This is a genomic window from Bradyrhizobium sp. CCBAU 53338, from assembly GCF_015291665.1.
GTDB lineage: Bacteria > Pseudomonadota > Alphaproteobacteria > Rhizobiales > Xanthobacteraceae > Bradyrhizobium.
Map to the genome: position 1 here is coordinate 5,793,107 of NZ_CP030048.1, position 19,964 is coordinate 5,813,070.

Below are 19,964 nucleotides of genomic sequence, written 5' to 3' on the forward strand. Positions count from 1 at the left end.
AGCCGGGGTGCGCCGAAATTTGATCGTGATCAAGTTCCGGTTCGACCATGACGCTATGAGAGATCAAAGCACCACGCGGACGCCGCAAGATGAAGCATGCAACAGGGCCAGCAATTCACGCGGTCCATCCGTGGGACCCGGGCAATCCTGAGAAAGGTGAGCGCCATCAGCTGCTGAGCGACGATGAGCGCGCCAGGCTCGCAAAAATAGCGCAGATCGTACGCTTCGCCAAAGGCCAGGAAATTTACGGAGAAGGCGCGGTAGCAGATGCCGCATTCAACATCATCGACGGGGTGGTCGTGGCCTACCGCGCAGAGCACGTCATCTCGTTTCTTTACCCCGGCGACCTGTTCGGCCTGTCAGAGGAAGGGCAGTATGCCAACGCAACCAGAGCTGCGACACCGGTGACGGCTTACAAGATGCCGCTGGCCGCAATACGCCGCATCCTGGCCAATAACGCTGATCTCGACGTCAATCTCATCATAAAGCTTTGCGAAGAACTCCGAGAAGCCCAGCGCCATGCCGTTCTTCTCGCGCAGAGAAGAGCGGCAACGAGGCTTGCGATGTTCCTGGGGCTACAGGAACACCTGCAAGCGGCGCGAGGCGAGTCGATCTCCGAGATCCATCTCCAAATGGATCGCTCGAGCATTGCTGCCTATCTGGGACTGACCACCGCGGCACTGAGCCGAGCGTTTCGAGCGCTCATCTCACGGAAAATCATCACCTCGCGGAATCTCCACTTCGTGAAGGTCGTCGACCGGGACTCCTTCGTCAGGCTCGCCGATGCGCGCCCGGATGGGAATTGATTGCGATCAGGACGATGGGCTCAGGAGCCCTCCTGTTCGTGGCCTGGCAACCGAGTGAAACCCAAGCCTCGGGACGTGGAACTGAATTTCAGACAGCTTCTTTCGTCGTTTCATCTGCCGGCGCTCCAACCACGATCCTGCTGCAACCCTTGTCGAAATCGTGTTCGAGCAAAGTTCGTATAGCGGACTGATAATCAGAAAGACGAGCCTGAATATATTGGCGTTCGAAATCCGTTAGATGCGTCTGAAGAAGACGATGGTAGCGGCGGATGTTGTTACGGTAAGCCTCGACAAGAGCGGTCCCCAGCTCGGTCATGACATCCTCCCATGTTTTCTCGCAGGAGGTGTCACCGTGCAGTCGAGCCCGAACGGCGTTTTTGATCGAACTCAAATGGCTGGCGCCCGGATTCGGCTCATAGTTGACTATGATCAAGATTCCATCGACTGGTGGGCTGCCAAGCGATGTTGCGTTGAACCGTTCGGCCATCAATCCAGCGGAACGTTCAGACTGGTCCCCTTGACGATGATGCCGCCCCGGTTGCCGATCTCGATCGAACCGTAGCGCTGCCTGAAGCAATCGCGCAGCGGCCGGTCACCCTCCATGCTGAGCCAGAGGCGCAGCAGATGCCGCTTCTGGTTGGCATCGGGCCAGTCGCGAAATCCGGTTCGATCGTGCAGCAGAGCATGATTGGCGACGAACTGCATGTCGCCGGGCTGAAGCCGCATGCCGAAGTGCAGCGCAGGATCATTTGCGAGCGCGTCGAAGAGATCGAGCGCCTCGACGTGCTCCGGCGTCAGTCTGAGTGCACCGGGAAAGCGCTGCGCGCTGTCCGATATACTGGCGTTGATAGAAGCCGGTCAGGACCCCGCAGTTGCCGGCACCCGGTCCGGAAGTCGCCGGATGATTGTAGTCGTCATTGGCCCACGCGACGCCACCCCCTCGCCAGCACAGAACGCGTCCCACTTGTTGAGGTCGCCCTACTGCCACCGAGTGACCTCGAAATTGAACCGAACCTGCATGACTGGACCCGCTGCATCCCTCACCTCTATCGCCATGCATCGCGTCGAAAAATGGTGGGCGCCGTGCACGGCATCGCGGGCCATGTCGGCCAAGGACTTGGCTGCTTCTTCCTGCACATCCCTTAGATTCGAGAATTCCAGGCCTTCTTCGTCTAGAAGAAGAGCGTCTTCGTCGCGGAGGTCAAAAAAATACACGGTCATGTTGCGCTCCCAATGCAGGCGGGAGCGCACGCCTCTCTCAGCCACCGACGCCTACTGGCAGGGCCTAGGTCGATGATGCGGGAACAATACGCTTTGGCAGCACTCGTTGCTACGGAATTGGGTCACTGCCCAGCCAGCTGATGGTCGATGCAGCGAGGTTCAACTTAAGGCGGCCTTACTCCTCCCAGATCAGATTATGGCACTCCTTGCAGCGATAGACATTTACCACGGTACCTTTAGCCGTGTCCGGAACCGTTAGATAAAGTCGAGGGATTCCATCGCAAAGCGCGCAATGGGTTGGCGGTTCTTGCGATGAGGGCGGCTTTTGTTGCGTACTCAGAGCACACTCCCTCCAAAGGCGGGAGCGCGCGTCTCTCTCAGCCACCGACGCCTACGGGCGGACCTAGGTCGGTGATGCGAGAACAATGTTCCTATTTTCGTTCGGTTGCTAGCGGATTAACTAGGAACTGCCGGATTTAACTTAGGACACCTGACAAGTCGAATTGAGACACTGGGAAATTTGCAGGTGGCGGAGCAAGAGCGCCGCCCGCTTAAAACCAGCGCGAGCGGCGGCTTACCAGCCCCGGGAGGGAGATTGTAAAATCCCGATACCATAATGTCTGCACGCGCCGTGCAAAGGTTCAAGAAGCCCCGCGAGGAAGTGCAAGACAATGGAGGCAGTGAGGGAAATAGCCTCTATTTGACCTGATCATCGCTGGGCTCTTAGCGCGGCTGCTGAAATCGGGCGATGTATGGCCCGAGCTGTAGCGTAACCTTTGGCTCCAGCTATTAGACTGGAGGGGCGGCTTCAGGCTAATCCGCAAAGACGCCGGGACGGAGCGGACTCCGTCTCTGCCGAAATCACCAATGCCGGGCGTTACGCACCAATAAAAGAGGCCGTCAACTGAGGCGGCCTTAGTGCCTGGTGCTCGCGTTCCGATAGATTATGGAAACGCAGAACAAGCGTGCAGCCGTCGAGCGCACTTCCACGGCCAAATCGGGCCGCTCGCCTTTGAAGACCGATTCCCTTGCAATACCGGTCAGTGTTTGCATCGCTTCGACTTCGGCGGCTTTGAGATTGGGCAGGCGCAGGCCCTCCTCATCCGCAAAGAACTCGCGGCCACTTTGGATGTCAAAGAAATAGCGTTCCATCACGACGCTCCATCTCCATGTAGGCGGGAGCGCGATCAGTCTCTCTGCCACCGATGCCTACGGGCGGAGCCTCGACCGGTGATAGGACAACAATAAGCCGGCTGTCAGATAGTTGCTAGAACTACTCTGGTGGCTGCAAGCCGGGTGATCTTAGCCACTCGCTCATGCGAGCGCCGGTTTCGGCCTGTCTGGCTTTGCGGATGGCGTCCTCACGCCGAGGACCTGGGGGAAGGGACTTAGCTTTTTCTCGGAGGCGTTCGGCTTCTTGGGAAAGGCGCGCTTCGAGGGAAACGGTTTGCTTGAATCGGCGGCGTCGCTGCATGACACAACCTCGTCGTTACGGGTCCTAACCGCAGGGTTTGGGTTCTCGCAAATCTTAATATGCAGGCGGGGCGACTTCAGTTCCGAAGTGAACATTACGAATTAGGAAACCACCGGATTCAACCTAGGGCACTTGGGGTCAAACACGGGCAGTACCCACGGGCGGGTACTGTCCGTAATAGGCCGTTCGCAGATGCGAAATGGGCCAGTGGGATGGCACTGCGAGCGTTGACCTGGCAATGGGAGCAATTTTTCAGTTCCCGTGGCGGAAAACCATCATCATCAGCAACCGAGGAAGTCGGGGCCACGTCCGCCTTATTTTTGATAAGCGCAGACCGCCCGGCGAAACTTTGACGGCGAGAGGGAATTCGTCCAGTCCATCTCGTCGGCAGTTAAGGCGAACGTGTTACGCGACGCGGCCTGAAGTCGGCCATCAATCCAGCGGAACGTTCAGACTGGTCCCCTTGACGATGATGCCGCCCCGGTTGCCGATCTCGATCGAACCGTAGCGCTGCCTGAAGCAATCGGGCAGCGGCCGGTCACCCTCCATGCTGAGCCAGAGGCGCAGCAGATGCCGCTTCTGGTTGGCATCGGGCCAGTCGCGAAATCCGGTCCGATCGTGCAGCAGAGCATGATTGTAGACGAACTGCATGTCGCCGGGCTGAAGCCGCATGCCGAAGTGCAGCGCAGGATCATTTGCGAGCGCGTCGAAGAGATTGAGCGCCTCGACGTGCTCCGGCGTCAGTCTGAGTGCACCGGGAAAGCGCTGCGCGCTGTCGATATACTGGCGTTGATAGAAGCCGGTCAGGAACCCCGCATGCCAGTTCAGCACCGGGATTTCGAGATATGGCTTCTCGTTCTCCGGCACCTCGCCGCGGCGATCCGTCGCGATGGGATCGAACAAGAGAGCGGCAAGGTCGGGACGCCTGTCGAACATCTCGTTGTAGATGGTCGACGTGCTGACAAGAAGGGAATCCCCTCCCTCCATGGCCTCGCGAATGCACAACAATCCGACCACGTCGGACGAGTCCGTGTGGAATGTCTGCCGTTCCGAGGTCTGATAAATCCTGACGTTCGGATCCCTCGCGTCGGCGCCGACGTCGCGGACGTGACCGAGAATGTGGCCCGCTGCATTTTGCGACCGTGCCGATCCGAGATGCGCGCCCACGCCGCAAAATATCGTCGCGGCGAATTCCTGGCTGTAGTTCGCCACCGGGAGCCCGCGGATGACTTCGAAGCCAAGACCACAGCAGTCGTTTCTTGAGGCCTTCCAGGTGCGCACCGAATTGGGGAAGCGGAAACCTTTCCTTGGTGATCTCGGCGATGTTCTTGCTCCGGCCAAGGTAGGCCTCAGCCGCGCTCTCGAGTTCCGCTATCTCGCTTGTCCCGAGTGTCACCAGCCATCGATCAGGCTTGGCTTTCATCTCGGCGCCGAGCCAGGCCGACGGGATGTCGATCTTCCCTGAAGGGCGATTGATCGCGCGGGGCGCGGAGACATCGTTCATATGATTGGTTCCCGGGAAGTGTGGTCGCCAGACAGGGCGTCGAACAATCGACGGTATTGTGCCGACCGCTTGTTTGCAACTTGGCCAGGCGCATGTGCCAAGGGCTGAAGCTGGCCGTAGCTAACGATCGCCGGTTTCAACAAACTCAGCGAGATTCTCGAGAGTGGAGGCTATCCCGATTTCATGATCGGCTTTGCTTATGCCTTGCGGAACATTGTGTGCGACGATGCTGACAAGCGTCTTGTCGCCCGAGGGATGAAAGACCCAGCTCATTGTCATCGTGCCGGCGAATTCAGGTCGGTCGGATACGAAATCGATGGCCTGAACGATCCTCTGGTCCGGCACGAGCGTCAGGAATCGCCCGAGCACGACATCGGTCCGGGCTGACGACTTTCCAATATCGCTCCTGAACGACAAGATGATCTTGAAGTGGCCTCCCTGCCTGGGTTCGAATCTTTCGATCTCGGCTTCGGCGCCTTCGGGCGCAATCCAGCGCACGAGTTGCTCCGGTCGGATGAAGGCGCTGTAAATGCGAGCCGAACCGGCAGAGATCAGGCGAGACGATGCGTGGGTCCGGTCCAACTCGTTCATATTTGTTTCCTGCTTTTTGCCGACATCAACACGCCCCATGTCGTTGCAAGACGTCTGCAGTGGTCGCATTCCGACAAGTCAGTCTTCTGCTATTTCGAGAGCGGCCGGTGCGGCAGCAAGCGGGCCCGCGGTCTGGCACTTCCTGCTCCGCGCCGTCGTCAGGTGGTTACGGCCGGCCTTGTGTTGATCATGCTATCGATGACAAATCGTCAGATGGCTTTGCGCTCCGCGAATTGCTGGTATCGGGTTATTATGATACAACCTTTGGCTGTCGGGACGGCTGTTCCGGTCCCGCTTTGGGAGGCACCTCATGAGATTCTCGTTAGGCTTCGCCGTGCCGTCAGTCGTCGCGACCTTGTCAACTGTCTTGCTGTGCAGCAGCGCGGCAATGTCGCAACCCACACCGAACTCCTCGCTTCCCGCCATCTCGGTCGAAGCACCGAAGGCAAGACAAAACGTTGTGCCGAGGCCGGGGCCAACGACCGCGACATCCCATCACCGGACATCTGGCTCATCGACGGCTCAGAATCCGGCGTTCGCGCCGGGCACGCCATTGGCCCGGCTTGCCAAGCTGGAGCGATCCGCCAGCAGCTGCAACGGTGGTTGCGAAACCAGCTATCGAGTCGGCAACGCCCCGTGGGTCGGATGCAGCTTCGCCAGCGGCTCTGAGCCCTTTACCTCTCATTTCTCGCCGACGTGCCGAGACACGCTGACCTACAATACCTACGCGCAGTGCGTCGAGACCAAGTCCTTCCTCGGCGCATCACCCAGGGAGACCAGGTGGCTTTGCACCAGCCTGCTGGTCGGGGGCAAGCTGGCCGGCGAAAAGCAAGTCGCCGAAAGCCGCCGCTAGTCCACGCCCGCAATCGGGACCGCCGCCCGGAGTGCCGGGCGGCCGCTTCTGGTCCACCCCGCCGCGATCCCGTCAGCTGATATTGGCCGAAGCCCTTGGCGGCGTCACGGACGACGCCCAGCCGAGCTGGACGTCGATGCTGACAAGATCTGGCAGTAGGGCGTGATATCAGCGGGCATGTCGCGCGCTCAACGCCTTCTTGATGTGATCCAGCTCCTGCGCAGGCATCGTCGGCCCGTCGCGGCATGTCGGCTGGCAGAGGAGCTGGGTGTCTCGCTCCGGACGATCTATCGGGACATCGAGACGCTGAAGGGCCAGGGCGCCCACATCGATGGCGAGGCCGGCATCGGCTATGTGCTGCGGCCGGGGTTCATGTTGCCGCCGCTGATGTTCTCGGAAGAGGAGATCGAGGCGCTGGTGCTGGGCGGCCGGTGGGTTGCCGCACAGCCGGATGAGCCGCTCGGAAAGGCGGCCAGGAACGCGCTTGCGAAGATCGCCGCCGTGCTGCCGGACGATCTGCAGCGGAGCCTGGAAACGTCGGGCCTGATGGTCGCTCGACGCGATCCGGCGGCTGGTGACGCCGAATTGCCGATCATTCGGGCTGCCATCCGCGGCGAGCGCAAATTGCGCATCATCTACAGCGACGAACGGGACAACCGCACCCATCGCACGATCTGGCCGATCGCGCTCGGGTTCTTCGATCGGGTACGCATGGTGGCGGCCTGGTGCGAGAGCCGCGGCGACTACCGCCATTTCCGCACCGACCGGATCGTGTCGATCACGCTCACGGAGCGCCGCTACCCGCGACGCCGCACCGATCTGCTGCGGGAATGGCGGCAGCGGGAAAGCATTGGCGAGCACCCACCATGCTGACAGAAACTGGCAGCACCTTCCTGTAAGCGTCGGCCATCGCCAGCTGAACAGGAGATGCAAATGGCCGACTTCAACCTTGTGGTGCTCTACGTCAACGATGCGCAAGCGAGTTCCACGTTCTATCAGACCCTGCTGGGGTGCCCCGTCGCGCAATCATCCCCCAAGTTCGTTGTTCTTCCACTCGGGAACGGCGCCATGCTGGGCTTGTGGCAGCGGGATGCCGTCGAGCCGCCTTCTGCTTCGCCAGCCGGCAGCAGCGAGATCTCATGGGCGGTCGCAAACGCGGAGGCGGTGCGCACGACCTACGACACCTGGCTGACCCGGGGCGCCCGGATTGCGCAGCCACCAACAGCCATGCCGTTCGGGCACACCTTTGTTGCGCTCGATCCCGACGGTCATCGCCTGCGCGTGCTGGCGACCGCCGCTTAAGGGGTGCCCGGTCTCCGCCAGCGACACGTTTCAGGTCGCCGAATTCGCGCGGCCGAAGCGCCAACGCTGGACTGCTTCGCGCGAGAGGCTGAGCAGTTGGCTCTGCCACGACCAGCCTCTCTGTCGCCGCGCCTCGGGGCGATCTGTGTATGCCGATCGACGAAGCACCAATTGCGTTGAGCGAAAAGGCTGACTAGGAAATTCGGATGAATTCCGAATCGTCCCCAGGCTGGCCAGTCGTGGAGCCTCAACCTCTCCTTCCCGCGCCGCGTCGGCGATGGCCGCTCGCGCTCTTCCTGGCCATCGTCTTGGCACTCATAGGCGCGGGCACCTCCTATGTCTGGCTGAACCCTGGATTGTTCATGCAATCGGCGGGGCGCGAGGCAGGGGACGCGAATGCCAACGCCAATGACAGCGCGGTCATGACTGATCTGCTCGCCGCGCAGCAAAAAACAACCGACGACCTCGCCGCGATCGAAAGGGCCATCGCCGACCAGCAAGAGCAGCTAAAGGCGATCGTGAGCGAGCTTGCCGACCTCAGCTCGAAAATCGACGCTCTGAAGAGCCCGGCCCCGCAGGCACAGGTCGCACCATCGCCGTCGCCTGGGCCAACCGCGCCGATGCCATCGGCCTCCGTCCCTCCTGCTGCGCCAGTTCCGGCAGCGCGCGTCGTCCCAAGGCAAAAGAAGCCGCCGCGCGTCGCGACCCCGACCCCGACGGGTCCGATCTCGGTCGGAGGAGCGCCGCTGAACGTCGCGCCCAACGCGACGGTGCGCTGAGCATGCCCTAAGCGATCATCTGCTTCGCTGCCGCCGAGATCATCGCCAGCCCGCCGGCAATCACGGCAACGTCGAGGATCGCGGCGTGAATGTGCACCGGCATCCGCTCGACGAAGGCCTTTGCCAGGAATGCGCCGGGGATGGCGATGCCGCCGATCAGCAGCGCGAAGGCGAGCACCTGCGCGGTGACGGCGCCGGAGAGGCCGAACACCGAGATCTTGATGAGGCCGGTGCCGAGCGAGATCATCGCGTCGGTCGCGATCACCGCGGCGCCTTCGAGACCCGCGGCCATCAGCAGCGAGAGCAGGATCACGCCCGACCCCGACGTGCCGCCGACCAGGACGCCGTAGCCGACCGATCCCGCCGCCAGCCCCGTGTCGCCGATCCTGACCTGGCGACGACGCAGCACGCGGCGCAGCGGCACGCTCAGGATCAGCATGGTGCCGATCACGAGCGCCGCGCCGGCATTGGTGAGGCGCGTATAGCCGTAGGCGCCGAGCGCGGTCGTCACCGCCGCGCAGGCGAGCACGATCAGTGCGCGGCGACGGTCGACGTAGCGGAGATAGGCAACGGCGCGGCTGGAATTGGTGAAGAGCGCGGAGATGGCGATGATCGGCACCACCGGCTCGGCGCCGACGAGGGGCACCAGCACCAGCGGCATCAGGGCGCCGGTGCCGTAGCCGGCGAGACCACCGAGGATCGAAGCAAACAACGCCATCATCGCAACCAGCAGCAGCTGGAAAATCGAGATGTCGGCGAAGCCCGAGACGATGGTCAATTTTTCTCGCGAGTGGCGCGTGCTGTGGCTTGATCGGCGATAGCAGCGAGTGCGGCTTGCTCTAGTGGAAAATCCGCCGCAAGCCAAGCATCCTCGGCAAGCGTCAACACATGTCCGAGCACAGGCCCTTCCGCGAGGCCCCGTGCGATGAAGTCGGCGGCCTTCAGCGGGAATTTCGGCGCGGTCCAGCGCTGCGGCAATTCGGCAAGCTCGCGCCAGCGCGACGAGGTCGCGTCGCCGCCGCTGCGCGCCCAGGCCAGCAACACGCGATCGTGATAGGGCTCGGGCCCCAGCCGGTAGACCAGCCGCCGCGCATTGGCCTCGTCCCTGGTGGGGAAGCGCCACCAGCGATGGCCCATCGAATCCAGCGCCTTGGCTTCCGCATTGGACAGCCGCAAGCGGGTCGCGACACGCTTGGCGTCTTCGGTGACGGCCACCGTCAGCGCGGCAAGACGGCGCGTGCTGCTCGCGGGCAGGCCAAGCGCGCGCTCGATCGCGATCATCGCCGTCAGCGGCCCTGCATAGGCAACGCCGCCGATCATCGCCTGCAGCAGGCCGGCATCGACCATCGCAAGCACGGCGGCGGATGCACCCGATGCCACCAGCAATTTCAGCATCTCCATGCGCACCCGCTCGGCCGAGAGCGTGGCAAGGCCCGCACGGCCGCGGATGCAGGCGAGGGTGCCGTCGCGGTCGGGCTCGCCGGCGCCGAAGGCGGCATGGATGCGGAAGAAGCGCAGGATGCGCAAGTAGTCCTCGGCGATGCGCTGGTCGGGCTCGCCGATGAAGCGCACGCGCCGTGCCCTGGCATCGGCGATGCCGCCGACATAGTCGTAGACGACGCCATTCGCGTCGACCGACAGGCCGTTCATCGTGAAATCGCGCCGCTCGGCGTCCTTGACCCAGTCGCGTCCGAACACGACCTTGGCCTTGCGGCCGAAGGTTTCGGTGTCCTCGCGCAGCGTCGTGACCTCGTAAGGCACGCCGTCGATGACCAGCGTGACGGTGCCGTGCTCGATGCCGGTCGGCACGCTCTTGATGCCCGCAACCCTGGCACGCCGCACCACCTCCTCCGGCAGTGCCGTGGTCGCGATGTCGGTGTCGCCGGGCGGCAGGCCGAGCAGCGCGTTGCGGACGGTGCCGCCGACCACGCGCGCCTCCTCGCCGTCGGCGTTGAGCAGTTGCAGAACGCGCGCCGTCCCGCCTGCGGTCAGCCAGGGCGCACCGGCAAGAAACGGCTCGAGGATGGGCTCCGCGCTCATCGTCCGGCTCTTATCTTTCTCTTCCCGGCACGAGCTTGCCGTTCTCGACATGGGCGGGAATGTAGGTGGAGTTCGGCGCGGCGCCGGAGAAATGCGCGAGCCCGATCAGCCCGGCGATGACGAGCAGCAGCGCCACCAGGATCAGGCGCGCGACGATGGTGATCGGCCAGGACGATTGCACGAACAGGCCGGACCGCGTTGCGGCCAGGAACAGCGCATAGACGGCAAAGGGGATGAGGAAGATTCCGATCTCGGTCAGAACCGGCCGGATCATGACGAATAGATCCGCTCATAGAGCACGCGCAGCATTCCGGCCGTCGCGCCCCAGATGTAGCGCTCCGCAAACGGCATCGCATAGTAAAACCGCTCCATGCCGCGGAATTCCTTGCTGTGCACCTGGTGGTTCGCCGGATCCATCAGGAAGGATAGCGGCACCTCGAATGCGTCATCAACCTCGGAATGGTTGATGTCGAGTTGAAAACCCGGCCGGACCCTCGCGACCGTCGGCAGGATGCGGAAGCCGAACGCGGTGCCGTAGAGGTCGAGATAGCCGATCGGCTCGACGAAATCCCGGGACAGCCCGACCTCTTCCTCGGCCTCGCGCAATGCGGCATCGAGCGGCGAGGAATCGGTCGCGTCGATCTTGCCGCCGGGAAAGGCGATCTGGCCGGCATGGTCGTTGAGATGGGCCGAGCGCTGCGTCAAGAGGATGGTGGGCTCGGGATGGTCGACCACCGCGATCAGCACCGCCGCAGGGCGCACCGGCTGCTCGCGCGCGACGATCTCCAGCATCTTGTCGGTGCCGGGATCGCCCGACGCGGGGACGATGTTCGGATCGAACAGGCCCGGCGGAACGTCGAAGCCGAGCCTCGCCCTGGAGCGGGCGAAGAAATCCGCCGCGCGGAACGCGACTTGCTCGTTCTTCGCAATAGGCTTGTTCAAAGCGCGGCCCTCACCTGCTCCGCGTCCGCCATGGCGAAGAACTCGCCGGCCGACTCGACGCCAAACATCGGCTGGCCATCGACCATCCGCTCCTCGCCCATGTCAACCAGATCGTAATAGAGCGCGCGCGTGACCTTGGCCCAGAGATCGGCGCGGACATGCAAGTAAGGCGTCAACCCTCCGTCCGCCGCCTGCTCGAAACGCAGCCGGTGCGCGGCGTCGCAGGTGACCCAGTCGTCGACATTGGTGCGGAAGCTCAGCACGCGATGGTTGTCCTCGCCGGCCTCGAGCATCTCGACCGCCATGAACGGCGCGTCGTCGACGCGGATGCCGACCTTCTCGACGGGCGTGACGAGGAAATGCTTGTCGCCCTCGCGCTTGAGGATGGTCGAGAACAGGCGGACCAGCGCGTGACGGCCGATTGGCGTGCCCATGTAGAACCAAGTACCATCGGAGGCGATTCGGATGTCGAGATCGCCGCAAAACGGCGGATTCCACAGATGCACAGGAGGCAGGCCCTTCTTGGCGCCTTCGGCATTGGCAGCACTTTTGGCGGCGGCAGTCAGCCCCTCAAGACCGCGATCGGCGCTCTGCCCTTGGTTCGCCATGGTTTGCCCTGACTTTGTCCGTTGGCACGATTGGTGCAGGTCTACGTTGTACGTAAGTTCACGGTTCCACTCCGGGTTAGTCCGGTGTGGAGGTCTCCACTTCGTGATGCCCCACATAACCCGAAGCCGATAAGGTGGGGATAGGTTAATTCAACGAATACATGGCGTTCCTGCAAGTCTAGCATAGCGCCCATGACGCAGATTGATGCGATAAATTCGACGACGCAAGAAAGCCGCGTGGCGGACTTAAGGAGCGAACGTATGGCGGAAAGTGTCGAGAAACTCGAAGACGGGATCGTCCGTTCGGCCGAGCAGGTGTCGGCGCAGATTCGCGCGGCGAAGGACGCGATCGCGTCCGTCATCTTCGGCCAGGACCGCGTGATCGAGAATACGCTGGTCACGATCCTCTCCGGCGGCCATGCGCTGCTGATCGGCGTGCCCGGCCTTGCGAAGACAAAACTGGTCGAGACGCTCGGCGTCACGCTCGGCCTCGATGCCAAGCGCATCCAGTTCACGCCCGATTTGATGCCGTCGGACATTCTCGGCGCCGAAGTGCTGGACGAGAGCACCGCGGGCAAGCGCTCGTTCCGCTTCATCTCGGGTCCGGTGTTCGCGCAGCTCCTGATGGCCGACGAGATCAACCGCGCCAGCCCGCGCACGCAATCGGCGCTGCTGCAGGCGATGCAGGAGCAGCACATCACCGTCGCCGGCGCGCGCCACGACCTGCCGAAGCCGTTCCACGTGCTCGCGACGCAGAACCCGCTGGAGCAGGAAGGCACCTATCCGCTGCCCGAAGCCCAGCTCGACCGCTTCCTGATGGAGATCGACGTCGACTATCCCGATCGCGACGCCGAACGCCGCATCCTGTTCGAGACGACAGGGGCCGAGGAGACGCTGGCGAAGGGCTCGATGAGTGCGGATGCGCTGATATCGGCGCAGCGGCTGGTGCGCCGCCTGCCGGTCGGCGATTCCGTGGTGGAGGCGATCCTGTCGCTGGTGCGTTCGGCCCGTCCGGGCGCCGAGAGCGGCGAGGCTGGAAAATTGATCGCCTGGGGCCCCGGCCCGCGCGCCAGCCAGTCGCTGATGCTCGCCGTGCGCGCCCGCGCGCTGATCGACGGACGTCTCGCGCCCTCGATCGACGACGTGCTCGACCTCGCCGAGCCCGTGCTGAAGCACCGCATGGCGTTGACGTTCCAGGCACGCGCGGAAGGCCGGACGATTCCGGACGTGATCAGGCAGTTGAAGACGCGGATCGGTTGATGGCAGCAGAGAACAGGCACACAGCGAAGGAGATCATCGCGATCCGACGTGCCGATGGCGAAAGCCGTACGCTCGCCGCTTCCTTGCCGCGCCTGGTGCTCGAAGCCCGCCGCATCGCCGCCAACGTCATCCACGGTCTGCACGGTCGGCGCCGCGCCGGCTCCGGCGAGAATTTCTGGCAGTACCGCCGCTTCGTGTCGGGCGAGCCGTCGCAGAACGTCGACTGGCGGAGGTCGGCGCGCGACGACCATCTCTATGTCCGCGAGCTCGAATGGGAAGCCTCGCACACGGTCTGGATCTGGCCCGACCGTTCGCCGTCGATGGCGTTCGCCTCGAAGACCGCGCGCGAGTCCAAGCTGGAGCGCACCCTGATCGTCGCCTTCGCGCTGGCCGAGCTGCTGGTCGCGGGCGGCGAACGCGTCGGCATTCCCGGATTGATGGCACCGACCGCGAGCCGCAGCGTCATCGACAAGATGGCGCAGGCGATGCTGCATGACGATGCCGACCGACTGAGCCTGCCGCCCTCCTTCGTGCCCGCGGCGCTGGCCGAGACCATCGTGCTGTCGGATTTCTGGTCGCCGCTACAGGAGATCAGGGCCACGCTCGCAGGCCTGTCCGGCTCCGGCGCGCATGGCACGCTGGTGCAGGTCGTCGATCCCGCCGAAGAGAGCTTCCCCTATTCGGGCCGCGTCGAGTTCGTCGAGCCCGAGGGCTTTGGCATGATCACCGCCGGCCGCGCCGAGAGCTGGGCGCAGGATTACACCATGCGGCTCGCGCTGCACCGCGACCAGATCCGCGCCGAGACCAGCAAGCTCGACTGGCTGTTCACGACGCATGCGACCGACCGCTCGGCCGCCGAGCTCCTGCTGTTCCTCCATGCCGGCATGCAGGTGAGCAAGTCGGGCGCGCGCATCACCTCGATCAAGGCGGGGCCGGCCGCATGATGGGATTGCCGCTCGCCTTCACCGAACCTCTGCTGCTGATCGGCCTGATCAGCCTGCCGGTGCTGTGGTGGCTGCTCCGCGTCATGCCGCCGCGGCCGCGCCGCATCGAGTTTCCGCCGACGCGGCTGCTGTTCGAGATCGCGCCAAAGGAAGAGACGCCCGCACGGACACCGTGGTGGCTGACCGCGTTGCGGCTGCTCGCCGCAGCGCTGGTGATCTTCGCCGCCGCCGGCCCGATCTGGAATCCGCAAGTTGGCCTCGCCGCCAGCAAGGCACCGCTGATGATCATGCTCGACGACGGCTGGAGCGCCGCGTCGAACTGGGACACCAGGATCCGGGCCGCCGACGAGCTGATCGCCAATGCCGACAACGACCGCCGCGCGATTGCGCTGGTGCCGCTGTCCGAGCCGAACCGCGACATCACCCTGATGCCGGCGGGCGCGGCGCGGGTTGCGCTGCGGCAGATCGTGCCAAAACCCTATTCGATCGACCGCGTTGAAACCCTTGCCGCCATCGATCGTTTCCTGAAGGCGACCGGCGACTGCGAGATCGCCTGGCTGTCCGACGGCGTCGACACCGGCCGCGGCGACGAGTTCGTAACCGGGCTCGGCAAGACCATCGGAGACCGCAGCTTGACGCTGTTCGAAGGCGGCACCTCCTCTCCGCTGGCGCTGGTCGCGGCGGAAAACGCGGCGGCGAAGATGACGGTGAAGGTGCTGCGCACCGACAGCGGCATTCTCGCCGGCACCGTGCGGGCGCTCGACCAGAAGGCCTCGCCGATCGGCGAGGCGCGCTTCACCTTCGGACCGCAGGACAAGGAGACCGAGGCGGCATTCGACCTGCCGGTCGAACTGCGCAACGACATCTCGCGGCTCGAAATCTCCGGCGAGCGTTCGGCCGGCGCGGTGCAGCTGCTCGACAAGCGCTGGCGCCGCCGCGCCATCGGCATCGTCTCCGGTTCGACCAGCGAAACGTCGCAGCCTCTGCTGGCGCCGACCTTCTATCTGACGCGCGCACTGGCGCCGTTCGCCGACGTGCGGCTCGCCGACAAGGGCTCGCCGCAGCAGGGCATCACGCAGTTTCTGGACCAGAAGCTGCCGATGATCATACTCGCCGATGTCGGCACGGTCGCGCCGGAACTGCGCGAGCGTCTCAACGCCTGGATCGAGCAGGGCGGCGTGCTGGTGCGGTTCGCCGGGCCCCGGCTGGCGCAGGCCGAGGACGATCTCGTGCCGGTCAAGCTGCGCAAGGGCGGCCGCACGCTCGGCGGCAGCCTAACCTGGGAGAAGCCGCAGCATCTGGCCGCCTTCACCTCCGACGGCCCGTTTGCCGGCGTCGCCGTTCCCAAGGACGTCACCGTGAGCCGGCAGGTGCTGGCCGAGCCCGACGCGGTGCTCGCCACCAAGAGCTGGGCCTCGCTCGAAGACGGCACGCCGCTCGTCACCGGCGAGCATCGCGGCAAGGGCATCGTCAGCCTGTTCCATGTCAGCGCGGACATGCGCTGGTCGGATCTGCCGATGTCCGGCACCTTCGTCGAGATGCTGAGGCGGATCGTCGACATGTCCGGCTACACCGCCAAGCCCGGCGCCGGCGTTGCCGGCGAAGCCGGCGCCGAAACGCTGGCACCGCTGCATCTGCTCGACGGCTTCGGCGCTTTCGGCCCGCCGCCCGCCACCGCCAAGCCGCTGACGGCCGATTATCGCGACCGCGCCACGCCGGACCATCCGCCCGGCTTCTACGGTCCGGCAGAAGGACCGCTCGCCGTGAACACGCTCGCCAGCGCCGACCGCATCGCAGCCCTCGACACCGCGTCCCTGCACGCCCGGCGCGCCACCTACACCAATGCCGAGCCGCGGGACCTGCGCGGCTGGCTGCTGTCGACATCGCTCGCGCTGTTTCTGGTGGACGCCATCATCGTCGCGCTGCTCGGCGGCGGCATCGCCGCACTGCTGCGCCGTCGCGCCGCGCCCGCGATGATCCTGCTCGGCGTCTTGCTCGCAGGCATCGCGGTGCTCTCGCCGACGCCGTCGCGCGCCGACAGCGCGTCGGACGATTTCGCGATGAAAGCGACGTCGCAGACCCGCCTCGCCTATGTCGTGACCGGCAATGCCGACGTCGATTCCATCGTCAAGGCCGGCATGTCCGGCCTGACGCTGTTCCTGGCGCAGCGCACTGCGCTCGAGGCCGGCGATCCCGTCGGCGTCGATCCCGCACGTGACGAGCTCGCCTTCTTCCCGCTGATCTACTGGCCGATCGTGCCGGGCACGCCGAAGCCGCCGCAGGACGCCATCAACAAGATCGACGCCTATATGAAGCAGGGCGGCACCGTGATCTTCGACACCCGCGACGCCATCGAAGCCCCGCCCGGCGAGAACGGCGCCTCGCAAACGCCGGGCATGCAGGCACTGCGCGAGATCCTGTCCTCGCTCGACGTGCCCGAACTCGAGCCGGTGCCGCGCGAGCACGTGCTGACCAAGACGTTCTACCTGCTGCGCGACTTCCCCGGCCGCTTCAACTCGGGCCAGACCTGGGTCGAGGCGCTGCCGCGCGAGGACGACGAAGAGAACGCCCAGCGGCCCGCGCGCGGCGGCGACGGTGTCTCGCCGATCATCATCACCTCCAACGACCTCGCCGGCGCCTGGGCGCTCCGTCCCGACGGCCAGCCGATGCTGCCGCTGACCCCGGGCGAGCCGCGCCAGCGCGAATTCGCCTACCGCGCCGGCGTCAACATCGTGATGTACACCCTGACCGGCAATTACAAGGCCGACCAGGTGCACGCACCGGCCCTGATCGAACGTCTCGGCCAATAGGATCAAGATGAACTACGGCATCGCCTTCACGCCGCTCGTCCCCGCGATCGTCCTGTGGATCGCGCTCGCTGCGATCGTCCTCATCGCGATCGTGCTGCTGCTCGCACGGGCGCGCGGTACGGCGGTGCGCGTCGCTGCGCTGGCGCTGTTCCTGCTGGCGCTCGCCAATCCCTCCTTCACGCGCGAGGACCGCGATCCCCTCACCTCGGTCGCCGCTGTCGTCGTCGACAAGAGCCCGAGCCAGAATTTCGGCAAGCGCAACCAGGAGGCCGCGAAGGCGCAGGAGGCGCTGGTCGACAGCCTGAAGAAGATCAAGGGACTTGAGGTGCGCGTCGTCGATGCCGGACAGGCCGACGGCGAGACCGACGGCACCAAGCTGTTCGGCGCGCTGGCCTCCGCATTGTCGGACGTGCCGGTCGACCGCGTCGCCGGCGCCTTCCTGATCACCGACGGCCGCGTCCACGACATCCCGGCCAACGCCGCCGCGCTCGGCTTCCAGGCGCCGGTGCAGGCGCTGATCACCGGACAGAAGGACGAGCGCGACCGTCGCATCGCGATCACGGCGGCGCCGCGCTTCGGCATCGTCGGCCAGAACCAGACCATCACCTACAAGCTCGACGACCAGGGCGTCAGCGGCGAGCGCGCCAAGGTCACGGTCCGCCGCGACGGCGAGGTCATCAACGAGCGCACGCTCTCGAGCGGCCAGAGTGCAAGCGTCGACGTCGAGATCAAGCATGCCGGTCCCAACATCGTCGAGATCGAGGCCTCGCCGCTCGAAAGAGAATTGACCCCGGTGAACAATCGCGCCGTCGTCGCCATCGACGGCGTGCGCGACAAGCTGCGCGTGCTGCTGGTGTCGGGCGAGCCGCATTCAGGCGAGCGCACCTGGCGCAATCTCCTGAAGTCCGACGCCAGCGTCGATCTCGTGCATTTCACCATCCTGCGTCCGCCGGAGAAGCAGGACGGCACGCCGATCAACGAATTGTCGCTTATCGCATTTCCGACGCGCGAGCTGTTCCAGCAGCACATCAACGAATTCCAGCTGATCATCTTCGATCGCTACGCCCGCCAGGGCGTGCTGCCGATCGCCTATTTCGACAACATCGCGCGCTACGTGCGCGGCGGCGGCGCGGTGCTGGTCTCGGCGGGTCCCGACTACGCCTCCAACACCAGCATCTGGCGCACGCCGCTCGACACGGTGCTGCCGGCCGAGCCGGTCGGCGTCACCGAGAAGCCGTTCTATGCGCATCTTTCCGACACCGGCAAACGCCATCCCGTGACGCGCGGGCTCGAGGGCTCGGCGTTCGAGCCGCCGCACTGGAGCCGCTTCTTCCGCACCGTCGAAACCCGCAATTCGGTCAACCCGCCTGTCATGACGGGCGCGGACGGCAAGCCGCTGCTGTTCCTGTCGCGCTTCGGCGAGGGCCGCGTCGCGCTGCTGCTGTCCGACCACATCTGGCTGTGGGCGCGCGGCTATGAGGGCGGCGGTCCGCATCTGGATCTGCTCAGGCGCATGTCGCACTGGCTGATGAAGCAGCCGGACCTCGATGAAGAGGCGCTGCGCATGCAGGTGCAGGGCAAGGATCTCGTGGTCGTGCGCCAGACCATGGCTGACAGCGTGCAGCCCGTGAGCGTGACCTCGCCCTCCGGCGTGTCGCATGATGTGACGCTAAGCCCCGGCGACCCCGGCGAGTGGCGTGCCAGCCTGCCGGCCAACGAGCTCGGCCTGTGGCAGGCGACCGACGGCACGTTGAAGGCGCTGATCAATGTCGGCCCGACCAATCCGAAGGAATTTTCGGAAGTCACCTCCACCGCCGACACGTTGAAGCCTCTGACGCAGGCGACGGGCGGCAATTCAGTGCGGATCGCGGACGGCGGCAGCGTCGAGCTGCCACGCATCGTCCCGGTGCGCTCGACCAGCGTGTTTTCAGGTGACGGCTGGATGGGCGTTCGCATGCGCGACGCCAGCGTCGTGAAGGGCGTCGGCGTGCTGCCGATCTTCGCCGGCCTGATCGGCCTCCTGCTGCTGCTCGGCGCGTTTGCCGCGACGTGGGTTCGCGAGGGGCGGTAATCTTCGAGGGGCTCACCTAGCGCTCGGACGACGGTGCGTTCCCTCCTCCCTTGTGGGGGGAACGGAGAGTGTTCTCGTTGCCCGAACACCACATCGGCCAGCTCGCCTATGCGCGTCGATCCTCTCGTGGTTGACATCCGCCAGCCGATCGGGCGATGTTACATTATAACATCGCGACATCAGGTCGGCGGCTCGCGATGTAGGGTGCCTTTGGATGAAGTGGTTCCGGTCGAATATCAGGCACGGCGCCCGGCTCGCGATGTTCGCGATGCTGGTGCAGTTCGCGCTGACCTTCGGCCATAGCCACTGGTTCGCGCAGGCTGCTCCTCTCGCCCAGGCCCAACTGGCCGACGGCGCCAAGAGCATCGCATCGCCCGACAGCGCGGCAGTCCAGAAGCGGTCACCGACCAATCACGATCGCGAAAAGCCGGGCGACGACAATTGCGCGATCTGCGCACTGGTCGCGATGGCGGGAACGGTCGTGTTCGCGACGCCGCCCCTGCTGCATTTGCCGCAGGCGGTCGAACTGCTCTACCGCACCACCGATGCCGAATTCGTCCATCTGGAATCGGCAAGCCACGCGTTCCAGCCGCGCGCTCCTCCCGCCTCCTGATGTCGATCGATTGAGCTGCCTTCGGCGTCGGCCGCGCTTTGCGCCGATTCCGCGAGGCTATCGAACACGATCCGTCGCGTGTCGACGGCGCGTGCTGCCTGCAGGTGCTCCGGACGAGCGCGGCGGTACGCGATCGGAAATCAGGA

General features: G+C 64.7%; 23 protein-coding genes. 11 read left to right on the forward strand and 12 right to left on the reverse strand.

Going from position 1 to position 19,964, the window contains the following annotated elements; genetic code table 11:
* Nucleotides 1–89 precede the first annotated feature (89 nt).
* Nucleotides 90–806, forward strand: a complete 717-nt coding sequence (locus XH90_RS27115) for a Crp/Fnr family transcriptional regulator (protein ID WP_194477353.1) — start codon at nucleotides 90–92, stop codon at nucleotides 804–806.
* A gap of 88 nt (nucleotides 807–894) precedes the next feature.
* Here XH90_RS27115 and XH90_RS27120 read toward each other — a convergent pair whose 3' ends face one another.
* The 6 genes from XH90_RS27120 to XH90_RS27140 all read right to left on the reverse strand — a co-directional run bounded on the left by XH90_RS27120 (nucleotide 895) and on the right by XH90_RS27140 (nucleotide 4,713).
* Complete coding sequence (locus tag XH90_RS27120; RefSeq protein WP_194477354.1) at nucleotides 895–1,293, reverse strand: hypothetical protein; 399 nt, start codon at nucleotides 1,291–1,293, stop codon at nucleotides 895–897.
* On the reverse strand, nucleotides 1,293–1,655 hold the full coding sequence (locus XH90_RS27125; protein ID WP_371748372.1) for a TauD/TfdA family dioxygenase: 363 nt from the start codon (nucleotides 1,653–1,655) through the stop codon (nucleotides 1,293–1,295). Before XH90_RS27125 ends, XH90_RS27120 begins: the two co-directional genes overlap by 1 nt.
* 129 nt (nucleotides 1,656–1,784) lie before the next feature.
* Nucleotides 1,785–2,027 (reverse strand): hypothetical protein, encoded by a 243-nt coding sequence (locus XH90_RS27130; protein ID WP_194477355.1) that lies wholly within the window; start codon nucleotides 2,025–2,027, stop codon nucleotides 1,785–1,787.
* A gap of 915 nt (nucleotides 2,028–2,942) precedes the next feature.
* On the reverse strand, nucleotides 2,943–3,179 hold the full coding sequence (locus XH90_RS27135; RefSeq protein WP_194477356.1) for a hypothetical protein: 237 nt from the start codon (nucleotides 3,177–3,179) through the stop codon (nucleotides 2,943–2,945).
* 121 nt (nucleotides 3,180–3,300) lie between these two features.
* The gene (locus XH90_RS39125; protein WP_246755598.1) at nucleotides 3,301–3,501 is read right to left on the reverse strand and encodes a hypothetical protein; all 201 of its coding nucleotides are present in this window, start codon (nucleotides 3,499–3,501) and stop codon (nucleotides 3,301–3,303) included.
* Nucleotides 3,502–3,933: 432 nt separating this feature from the next.
* Nucleotides 3,934–4,713 carry a TauD/TfdA family dioxygenase gene (locus XH90_RS27140; RefSeq protein ID WP_246755599.1) on the reverse strand — a complete coding sequence of 260 codons (780 nt, stop codon included), beginning with the start codon at nucleotides 4,711–4,713 and terminating at the stop codon, nucleotides 3,934–3,936.
* Nucleotides 4,714–4,726: 13 nt separating this feature from the next.
* Here XH90_RS27140 and XH90_RS39130 point away from each other — a divergent pair, with 13 nt between their 5' ends.
* Nucleotides 4,727–4,966, forward strand: coding sequence for a hypothetical protein (locus XH90_RS39130; protein WP_246755600.1), 240 nt, complete (start codon nucleotides 4,727–4,729; stop codon nucleotides 4,964–4,966).
* A 159-nt stretch (nucleotides 4,967–5,125) separates the two neighbouring features.
* Here XH90_RS39130 and XH90_RS27145 read toward each other — a convergent pair whose 3' ends face one another.
* Complete coding sequence (locus XH90_RS27145) at nucleotides 5,126–5,596, reverse strand: SRPBCC domain-containing protein (protein WP_194477357.1); 471 nt, start codon at nucleotides 5,594–5,596, stop codon at nucleotides 5,126–5,128.
* A gap of 310 nt (nucleotides 5,597–5,906) precedes the next feature.
* Here XH90_RS27145 and XH90_RS27150 point away from each other — a divergent pair, with 310 nt between their 5' ends.
* The 4 genes from XH90_RS27150 (at nucleotide 5,907) to XH90_RS27165 (ending at nucleotide 8,530) form a co-directional block, all read left to right on the forward strand.
* Nucleotides 5,907–6,449, forward strand: a complete 543-nt coding sequence (locus XH90_RS27150) for a hypothetical protein (RefSeq protein ID WP_194477358.1) — start codon at nucleotides 5,907–5,909, stop codon at nucleotides 6,447–6,449.
* A 177-nt stretch (nucleotides 6,450–6,626) separates the two neighbouring features.
* Nucleotides 6,627–7,322: a YafY family protein gene (locus XH90_RS27155; protein WP_194477359.1), complete on the forward strand. Its 696-nt coding sequence runs from the start codon at nucleotides 6,627–6,629 to the stop codon at nucleotides 7,320–7,322.
* 60 nt (nucleotides 7,323–7,382) lie between these two features.
* Nucleotides 7,383–7,751: a VOC family protein gene (locus XH90_RS27160; RefSeq protein WP_194477360.1), complete on the forward strand. Its 369-nt coding sequence runs from the start codon at nucleotides 7,383–7,385 to the stop codon at nucleotides 7,749–7,751.
* A gap of 206 nt (nucleotides 7,752–7,957) precedes the next feature.
* Nucleotides 7,958–8,530, forward strand: a complete 573-nt coding sequence (locus tag XH90_RS27165) for a hypothetical protein (RefSeq protein ID WP_194477361.1) — start codon at nucleotides 7,958–7,960, stop codon at nucleotides 8,528–8,530.
* 7 nt (nucleotides 8,531–8,537) lie between these two features.
* On the opposite strand, the gene XH90_RS27170 is transcribed toward XH90_RS27165, so the two are convergent.
* From XH90_RS27170 to XH90_RS27190, 5 genes are read right to left on the reverse strand one after another with little or no spacing between them, the layout of a single operon-like run.
* Complete coding sequence (locus tag XH90_RS27170) at nucleotides 8,538–9,308, reverse strand: sulfite exporter TauE/SafE family protein (protein ID WP_194477362.1); 771 nt, start codon at nucleotides 9,306–9,308, stop codon at nucleotides 8,538–8,540.
* A complete protein-coding gene (locus tag XH90_RS27175; protein ID WP_194477363.1) occupies nucleotides 9,305–10,570 on the reverse strand; it encodes a CCA tRNA nucleotidyltransferase in 1,266 nt (421 codons plus the stop codon). The genes XH90_RS27170 and XH90_RS27175 overlap by 4 nt, the downstream gene beginning before the upstream one ends.
* 10 nt (nucleotides 10,571–10,580) lie before the next feature.
* On the reverse strand, nucleotides 10,581–10,844 hold the full coding sequence (locus tag XH90_RS27180; RefSeq protein WP_194477364.1) for a DUF6111 family protein: 264 nt from the start codon (nucleotides 10,842–10,844) through the stop codon (nucleotides 10,581–10,583).
* Nucleotides 10,841–11,512, reverse strand: a complete 672-nt coding sequence (locus XH90_RS27185; RefSeq protein ID WP_194477365.1) for a CoA pyrophosphatase — start codon at nucleotides 11,510–11,512, stop codon at nucleotides 10,841–10,843. The genes XH90_RS27180 and XH90_RS27185 overlap by 4 nt, the downstream gene beginning before the upstream one ends.
* Nucleotides 11,509–12,120: a DUF1285 domain-containing protein gene (locus XH90_RS27190; RefSeq protein ID WP_194477366.1), complete on the reverse strand. Its 612-nt coding sequence runs from the start codon at nucleotides 12,118–12,120 to the stop codon at nucleotides 11,509–11,511. The genes XH90_RS27185 and XH90_RS27190 overlap by 4 nt, the downstream gene beginning before the upstream one ends.
* A gap of 261 nt (nucleotides 12,121–12,381) precedes the next feature.
* Here XH90_RS27190 and XH90_RS27195 point away from each other — a divergent pair, with 261 nt between their 5' ends.
* The 5 genes from XH90_RS27195 to XH90_RS27215 all read left to right on the forward strand — a co-directional run bounded on the left by XH90_RS27195 (nucleotide 12,382) and on the right by XH90_RS27215 (nucleotide 19,818).
* Nucleotides 12,382–13,380, forward strand: coding sequence for a MoxR family ATPase (locus XH90_RS27195; protein ID WP_194477367.1), 999 nt, complete (start codon nucleotides 12,382–12,384; stop codon nucleotides 13,378–13,380).
* On the forward strand, nucleotides 13,380–14,324 hold the full coding sequence (locus XH90_RS27200; protein WP_194477368.1) for a DUF58 domain-containing protein: 945 nt from the start codon (nucleotides 13,380–13,382) through the stop codon (nucleotides 14,322–14,324). Before XH90_RS27195 ends, XH90_RS27200 begins: the two co-directional genes overlap by 1 nt.
* On the forward strand, nucleotides 14,321–17,134 hold the full coding sequence (locus XH90_RS27205; protein ID WP_194477369.1) for a DUF4159 domain-containing protein: 2,814 nt from the start codon (nucleotides 14,321–14,323) through the stop codon (nucleotides 17,132–17,134). The genes XH90_RS27200 and XH90_RS27205 overlap by 4 nt, the downstream gene beginning before the upstream one ends.
* Nucleotides 17,135–17,141: 7 nt before the next feature.
* Nucleotides 17,142–19,205 carry a hypothetical protein gene (locus tag XH90_RS27210; protein ID WP_194477370.1) on the forward strand — a complete coding sequence of 688 codons (2,064 nt, stop codon included), beginning with the start codon at nucleotides 17,142–17,144 and terminating at the stop codon, nucleotides 19,203–19,205.
* 214 nt (nucleotides 19,206–19,419) lie between these two features.
* The gene (locus tag XH90_RS27215; protein ID WP_194477371.1) at nucleotides 19,420–19,818 is read left to right on the forward strand and encodes a DUF2946 family protein; all 399 of its coding nucleotides are present in this window, start codon (nucleotides 19,420–19,422) and stop codon (nucleotides 19,816–19,818) included.
* Nucleotides 19,819–19,964: the final 146 nt, after the last annotated feature.